We start from the raw sequence: 7,744 nt of genomic DNA, 5'->3' as shown, positions 1-7,744 counted from the left end.
CTCTTAAACTGCACCTCCGAGAAGGTACTCCGCATAGCACCTCCACTGATCATTACAAAGGAACAGATAGACAAGGTGGTAGAGATCATTGCCCAGATATGAACTGATAAAGGATGAGATAGCATCCATTGCCAAATATGTTCCCGGTAAGTCCATCGAGGATATAGTGAAGAACTACGGACTTGAGCCATCCTCGGTCATCAAGCTCGGGTCGAACGAGAATCCTCTCGGACCTTCACCAAAAGCTGTCGAAGCACTCATAGAGAATGCACAGGGAATCAGCATCTATCCTTCAGCAGATGCACGCGAACTTGTGGATGCGATATCTGAGTATACAGACATACCTGCAGCCAATATTGTTGCATCCGGTCCCGGGATGGATGGATTGCTGGACGGACTGGCAAGACTTGTCATAACTAACGGTGACGAAGTAGTGATCACTACCCCGACCTTCTCCTACTATGAGATAGCTGCACGTGCCAACGGTGCAACTACGGTATATGTCCAGCGTGAAAAGGACTTTTCGATCAATGTGGATAAATTACTGGCAGCCATCACACCGAACACGAAGATCATCTTCCTGTGTTCTCCAAACAACCCTTCAGGAAATGTCATTCCTGAAGAAGACATACTGAAGATCGCAGCAGCTACCGATGCACTTGTTTTCGTGGATGAGGCATATGTGGAATTTGCCGAGAAGAATGTTGCACATCTTGTACCCCAACATGACAACATCATTGTGGGCAGGACATTTTCAAAGGCATTCGGTCTTGCAGGTATGAGAATGGGATACGGCATCATGCCGGAGTGGCTCAGAGAAGAGTACATGAAAATAGCAACCCCCTTCAATGTCAGTACGGCTGCAATGGCCGCAGGGATAGCTGCACTCTCAGATACCGAACACCTGAATAAAAGTATCGAACTTGCAGTTAAAGGAAAGAAGTTCCTTCAGGAAGAATTGCCTTTCAAGGTCTACGATACACAAGCGAACTTCGTACTTGTCGATGTAGCACCACACAAAGCACGCGATGTCACTACAGAATTACTCAAAAAAGGAATCATTGTGCGTGACTGCACATCCTTTGCACATGCCGGCGTATCACTCATACGTGTGACCATTGGAACACAAGAACAGAATGAGAAGGTCGTAAAGGCCTTCTCCGATATCTGACTGCTACTCTGAGCGGTCAGTCTATTTTATCTATTTTCATCAAAGGATAGTCAAGTTCCTTGTTGAACTCCATTGAAACATGCACCTTTGCTGAGCCGTATATTGCATCGATCTGAACATTGAGCATACGCCCTTCAAGCTCGCAGTAACCGAATTCATCATTAAGCTTTGAGCCGATCATATCCCGATCTATGCTCACAGTAATTTTTTCCACACACGGCTGCACTGAAATGCTCTGTGCAATAGCTGTCTCAAGGCTTTCCACAGTACGAAGGTTCACCGGAGAACCGGTGAACTGATGATATAAAGCTCCAAGCTTGATACCCGCTTCAAAAAGCACGTTATCCCTGTCAGTAATTGTATCTTCGACCATTCTATCTACCATGTTCCTGATGCAACGACATTGACCTGCAGATATATAGCCAATGTGGTAGAAGGATCGAAGATCATCCTTTTTTCAGAGTGATCCAGAAAACACATCCTTTCCCATCGGGATTGTCCTCAACTCCAAAACTGCCACCATGGAGATCGACAATCTTCCTTACGATTGCAAGACCAATCCCACTTCCCTTTATGCTACTGTTTCCTACACGCTTGAAGCGTTCGAATACTAGTGGCTTGTCTTCGTCTGAAATACCTTCACCAAAATCAGTGAACTGCACTTTCCATTCATCGCCTGCATCCAAAATATCAACATAGACAGTACTACCTTCTGGGCTGTATTTTATAGCATTTGAAAAAAGGTTTGCGAATACTTCCTCGATCATTATATTGGCTTTTGCAAAATAACTTCCACTGAATCGGCATACAGCCCTCATGTTCTTATTCTCGAACATTGCCCCAAAGTTTGTTTTTGCAATGTTGATCATAAAACCGAGATCAATAACATTGAACTCAATTTTTTCAACTGAATCAAGTCTTGAAAGTTTTGAAGCCATCCCGATCATATCGATAACCTTTTGATTGCTCATTTCCACCTTTCTGAGCATATCCAGCATAGAGGGGTCTTTTTCTTTCTGTATAAGAACGGACAGAAAACCTTTGACTATTCCAACTGGATTTAACAGGTCATGCCGCAAGATATCTGCAAACAGGTCCTTTAGCTCATTAGAATATTCCAGATCCTCCGCGTACTTCTTAAGTTCAGATTCTGCTTTTTTATTTATAGTTATATCACGACAATTATAGACATGACCTTGGATGACCCCATCCTTGAAAACAGGGAACAAATTATATTCAACGACACGACCATCTTTGAAATACAGCAATCCACTATCTTTTTCTTTTAGGCTTGAGAACTCACGGACCTTTGAACCTACATATTCAGCATTCTCAAGATGTGGAAAAACAAATTCCGCGAATATATCCAAATAGTCCATATCGACCCCTATATTTTCAGGAATTTTCCACATATCCAGGAATTGTGAATTCATCAACTTGGCCTTATTACCCATATCAAAAAAAGCAATGCTGTCACCCGACGATTCAAGAACATTTTCAAGGAGAAGTTCATGCTCCCCCATCAAAACTTCAATTAGATTACGCTCTAAGATTTCTTCTTCAAGCTGCTCATTGACACGAGACAGTTCTTCAGTCCTTTCCTTCACTTTGTCTTCCAATTTCAAGCGATAGGATTTCAGTTCCTGCTCAACTTTTTTCTTTTCAGTGATGTCCTGAACAATGCTCTGTATAACTCTCTTATTGCGGTCAACAAAGGAAGAACTTATTGAGACATCGATAACGCCACCATCAGCTTTGTTCATACACGATTCCGAGTGAGCAGAACCTTCTGCCAACACCCTTCTTGCAAAAGCAGGAAACTCATCATACAGATCTTCATCATACAGAGAATAAGCGTTTATGTTGTAGAAGGCATTCCTTTCATAACCGAGCATATCACAGGCTTTTTTATTGATATTTAAAATTGTACCATCCAGAGTATGGATCAAGACCGCATCATTGCTCTCTTCAAAAAGAGAACGGAAATACATTTCATTTTCACGAAGGACTTTGTTGTAACGTTCATGTTGTAGTACATTCCCAATGATCATTCCCACAAGACCGAACATATCCACTTCAAATTCCGACCATTGCACTTCTTTTTCCCTGCTGCTAAAAACAATAAAACCAATCAACTTATTTTTTGCTATCATTGGTACAACAACAAAAGATTTTATGTGGAAATAATTGATCAGGTCTATTTCTGCACCCACTCCAAAAAGGAGTTCATCAAGAGATGAAACTACAATATTTTTACCGGATATTAGATTTTTAAAAAGCTCTGGAATTTTTGAAATGAAAAGGTCGCCTATACTTTCATCAAGAGGTCCCTTACCATCTTTGTCCCATTCATAAAGAACGGAAAGGAGAGAACTTCCAGAGGTGGAATCGTAAATATGACATTGAGTAATATCGGAAACTGTACCAATAGCTTCCATAGCATCATGTATTTTCTCGTCAAGTTCATCTGATGAAAAATTAATGAAACTTGAAGATATATCACGAATTGTTTTTTCAAATTCTACACGTTGTTTTAACTCATCCCCCATATATTTTCGTTCAGTAACATCCCGGAGGATACCGTTAATACCCGTAACTTCACCAGATGAGTTCATTATAGGAGTCCCCACCTCTTCCATCCAGTGAATGTTTCCTTTTGAATCAAATAATCTGAAAACAGTAGGTTTATTGAACTCCCGTCTGATCGTAGCACGATAACTATCAATGAGTCTTTTCCTGTCATCTGGATGGACTATGTCCAGCCAATTTCCAGCAAATACCTGTTTAGGAGTATAACCATATGAACTAACCTGTGGGCTAATGTATAACAGGTTCATATCCGTATCAATAGAATAGACCACATCCTTGATGTTTTCTATGAGAAAACGATATGACTCATCCTTTTCAAAGGAGGAGGCATACATATTACGATGCATTACCATCAATTCAACATGATTGGCAACTGTTTTGAATATGTCCTCGTCCTTCTTAGAAAATAACTGGATATCCGAATCCGCCAATTCATCTAAATTGTATACAGATATGACGCCAATTAACTCATTGTTCAAAGAAATATTATAATTAAGAGAGTGATTCGTCCTTTTGAAATTGTCGGAGCTATAGAAGGAATCTTGAAGATCCATACATGCACAGACATTATAAGGATTACTGAAAGCAAGAGGGAGCTTTTCGATTATTTGCTTAGCAGCTTGCTCAAAGGAAATCTTACCTGCCATAAAATCAAAGATAAATAGACAACTTAGTTCATTCCCTTCTAAAAGAACATCTTTCTCAGATGTATGTGACGAACTCAAAAGCCCTTCACCGGCATCTCTGCTGATAATACTCATTGCCTCCCCCATTTAAATGAACGCGTTATCCCCACAACAATGTTCAATGAATAAGTATGTCCAAACGATTATATAAGCGTATTTATACAAATAAATATTTACACTGCGAAATAATAAAAATTAATGAAACCTGCTCTTAAGCCCAACCTCATTGTCAATAATTTCCGCCATCATTTCCAGCTCATCGAGTATCCCCTCAGAATCCTTTCTCATCTCACATACCGCTGCTTTGAGACTACCGCCACGCAGGTACAATGATCATTTTTTCCTGTAGACAAGACCGGCATCGATGAGGTTTCGAAGATGATGATTGACACGTGATAATTTAATGCCAAGGGTTGTTGCAAGGATCTCCGAAGTTACCCCGTCCTCTTCGGAAATATTTGTAAGCATGCTAAGTACTATTTTTTTGGAAAATGTTTAAATGTGATATACACTAAATGAAATTGTTTGACATAAGTTGATGATCAAACAATAACAGATCATTTGAATATCTGAGATCGATACGTGGAACAGGGGGAAATGTTTCCGTTGCAGAAGTACGATCAGATATCAAAGGACAGAAAGTCGAATACCATTGTATCACCAAATACGGAGGTAAAAATGGACCTTAACCGTTTTACACAGAAAGCACAGGAAGCCATACAGAAGTCTTTCTCCATTGCTGCAAGGTATTATAACCAGCAAACGGAATGCGAGCATCTGTTGCTTGCATTATTGGAACAGGATGGCGGGCTTGTGCCTACCCTTCTTGACAGTATGGGAGTTGACAATCAGTCGATAATAAAAAAACTTGAAGATCATTTGTCAAAACTGCCACAGGTATCCGGGTCGGGGAGTGGGCAGACTTACGTGAGTCAGGCATACAGCAGAGTGCTCGACACGGCTGAAAATGAAGCAGGTTCAATGCATGATGAATACATCAGTGTAGAACATGTGCTCATCGCACTCCTAAAAGAAAAGGGGAGTACAAGTTGCCGGATACTAGAGGAAGCAGGCATCACAATGGATGCCACATTAGAAACAATTAAAGAACTAAGGGGGAATCGACGCATTACCAGCGAAAATCCGGAAGACACAATGGAACCGCTCAAGAAATACGGAATTGATATCACCGAACTTGCAGCTCAAGGAAGACTTGACCCGGTGATAGGAAGGGAACAGGAGATCAGACACACGATAGAGATCCTTTCACGCCGCAGGAAGAACAATCCCGTACTCATAGGAGAGGCAGGGGTTGGTAAGACAGCTATTGTAGAAGGACTTGCCCTGCGTATTGCAAAACATGATATTCCTGATGACATGAAGGATAAGAAGATCATAGCACTCGACATGGGTGCACTCATCGCAGGAGCGAAGTTCAGAGGAGAGTTCGAGGAACGCCTTAAAGCAGTCTTAAAGGAAGTTGCCGATTCCCAGGGACAGATCATTTTGTTCATTGACGAGATGCATACCATCGTAGGAGCAGGAGCTACAGAAGGTGCAATGGATGCAGGGAACTTGCTAAAGCCGATGCTTGCGAGAGGGGAACTGCATTGCATAGGTGCCACCACGCTTGACGAATACCGCAAGTATATAGAAAAGGACGCAGCTCTTGAAAGAAGATTCCTGCCAGTCCTTGTTGACCAGCCTGATGTCGAGAATACCATATCCATCCTCAGAGGGCTGAAAGAAAGATACGAGGTTCACCACGGAGTAAGGATCAAGGATGCTGCACTCGTGGCTGCTGCGGTCCTCAGTAACCGTTATATTTCGGACAGGTTCCTGCCAGACAAGGCCATCGACCTTGTTGATGAAGCCGCCGCAAAGGTCAGAACGGCCATTGATAGCAAACCATCCGAGCTTGATGAGGCAGATCGTAAGATATTGCAGCTCGAGATAGAAAGAGAAGCTCTGAAAAAAGAGAAGGATGCGGTTTCAAAGGAAAGAGTTGCTGATCTTGAGAAGGAACTTGCGGACATTCGTGCTGAATCCGATGCCATGCGTGCGAAGTGGCAGAGCGAGAAGGACACCATTGCAAACCTGGGATCACTGAAACAGCAGATAGAGGATATTAAGACACAGCTTGAACTTGCTGAGAACAGCGGTGATTTCGAGCTGGCCTCAAAGCTGAAATACGGTACACTAACCCCCCTGGAACATCAGTATAAAGAAGAGGAAACAAAATTGCAGGAGCAACAGGATGACATGCTCCTCAAGGAAGAAGTTTGGGAAGAGGATATTGCACAGGTAGTAAGCCAATGGACCAACATTCCCATAACAAGGTTGATGGAAGGGGAACGTGAGAAGCTTACACATCTGGAAGATAAACTTCATGAGAGAATTGTAGGCCAGAACGAGACAGTGAAAGCGGTTTCCGATGCGATCATACGCGCTTATGCAGGCATCAAGGACCCGAAAAGACCCATTGGAAGTTTCATTTTCCTTGGACCTACCGGAGTTGGCAAGACCGAACTTGCAAAGGCACTTGCTGCGGAAATGTTCAATGATGAGAACAATATGATACGCATCGATATGTCGGAATACATGGAAAAGCATACCGTCGCACGCCTTATCGGAGCGCCTCCGGGATATATAGGTCATGAGGAAGGAGGACAGCTTACAGAAGCAGTTCGCAGACGACCTTATGCAGTCGTTCTCTTTGATGAGATAGAAAAGGCCCACCCTGATGTGTTCAATGTCATGCTCCAGATACTCGATGATGGAAGACTGACCGATTCGCATGGAAGAACAGTGGATTTCAAGAATACACTGATCATCATGACATCTAATATATGCGTTGACCGCACCATCTCGAAACTGGAAGAAGGTGAAGATTACGCAGAAATGCAGGAGATGGCGCAGAATGAACTTGCTAAATATTTTAGACCGGAATTCATCAATCGTATCGACGAACTTGCCATTTTCCGACCACTGACAAGGGAACAGCTTGTGAGCATTGTTGACATTAAGGTCGCTGACCTCATACAGAGGCTTAAAGAGAAGAGAATGGAGCTTGAAATATCAGAGAAGGCGAAACATTACCTTGGTGAAGCTGGCTATAGTGAAGCCTTTGGAGCGCGACCCCTCAAGCGCGTCATTCAGAACCAGGTAGAAACAGCAGTTGCAAAGTTGATCGTTGAAGGAAAGGCCCTTGAAGGTTCTACCATAGACGTGGATGCTGATGACAGGGGTATCGTGGTCAGTGTGAGAACAGCGAGAGCAGAGCAATGATCAATTGAAG

The 7,744-nt window shown here is 42.6% G+C and carries 6 protein-coding genes; 2 read left to right on the top strand and 4 right to left on the bottom strand.

The features are described 5' to 3' along the window. Positions 1 to 88 precede the first annotated feature (88 nt). Entirely contained in the window at positions 89 to 1,171 is a 1,083-nt protein-coding gene (gene hisC / locus QAS77_RS01935) for a histidinol-phosphate transaminase (protein ID WP_305063971.1), read from the top strand. A 16-nt stretch (positions 1,172 to 1,187) separates the two neighbouring features. Here hisC and QAS77_RS01930 read toward each other — a convergent pair whose 3' ends face one another. From QAS77_RS01930 to QAS77_RS01915, 4 genes are all read right to left on the bottom strand, one after another. After that, positions 1,188 to 1,544 (bottom strand): dihydroneopterin aldolase family protein, encoded by a 357-nt coding sequence (locus tag QAS77_RS01930; protein WP_305063970.1) that lies wholly within the window; start codon positions 1,542 to 1,544, stop codon positions 1,188 to 1,190. Positions 1,545 to 1,617: 73 nt separating this feature from the next. Next, the gene (locus tag QAS77_RS01925; RefSeq protein WP_305063969.1) at positions 1,618 to 4,521 is read right to left on the bottom strand and encodes a PAS domain S-box protein; all 2,904 of its coding nucleotides are present in this window, start codon (positions 4,519 to 4,521) and stop codon (positions 1,618 to 1,620) included. Positions 4,522 to 4,641: 120 nt separating this feature from the next. After that, on the bottom strand, positions 4,642 to 4,776 hold the full coding sequence (locus tag QAS77_RS01920) for a hypothetical protein (RefSeq protein ID WP_276575029.1): 135 nt from the start codon (positions 4,774 to 4,776) through the stop codon (positions 4,642 to 4,644). 3 nt (positions 4,777 to 4,779) lie between these two features. Beyond that, positions 4,780 to 4,926, bottom strand: a complete 147-nt coding sequence (locus tag QAS77_RS01915) for a helix-turn-helix domain-containing protein (RefSeq protein WP_305063972.1) — start codon at positions 4,924 to 4,926, stop codon at positions 4,780 to 4,782. 198 nt (positions 4,927 to 5,124) lie between these two features. Here QAS77_RS01915 and clpB point away from each other — a divergent pair, with 198 nt between their 5' ends. Next, entirely contained in the window at positions 5,125 to 7,734 is a 2,610-nt protein-coding gene (gene clpB / locus QAS77_RS01910; RefSeq protein ID WP_442920354.1) for an ATP-dependent chaperone ClpB, read from the top strand. Positions 7,735 to 7,744 lie beyond the last annotated feature (10 nt).

This window comes from Methanococcoides sp. (assembly GCF_030594565.1).
GTDB classification, from domain to species: domain Archaea; phylum Halobacteriota; class Methanosarcinia; order Methanosarcinales; family Methanosarcinaceae; genus Methanococcoides; species Methanococcoides seepicolus.
The sequence above is the reverse complement of the archived record's forward strand: the minus strand, read 5'-3'. Positions and strand labels throughout refer to the sequence as shown.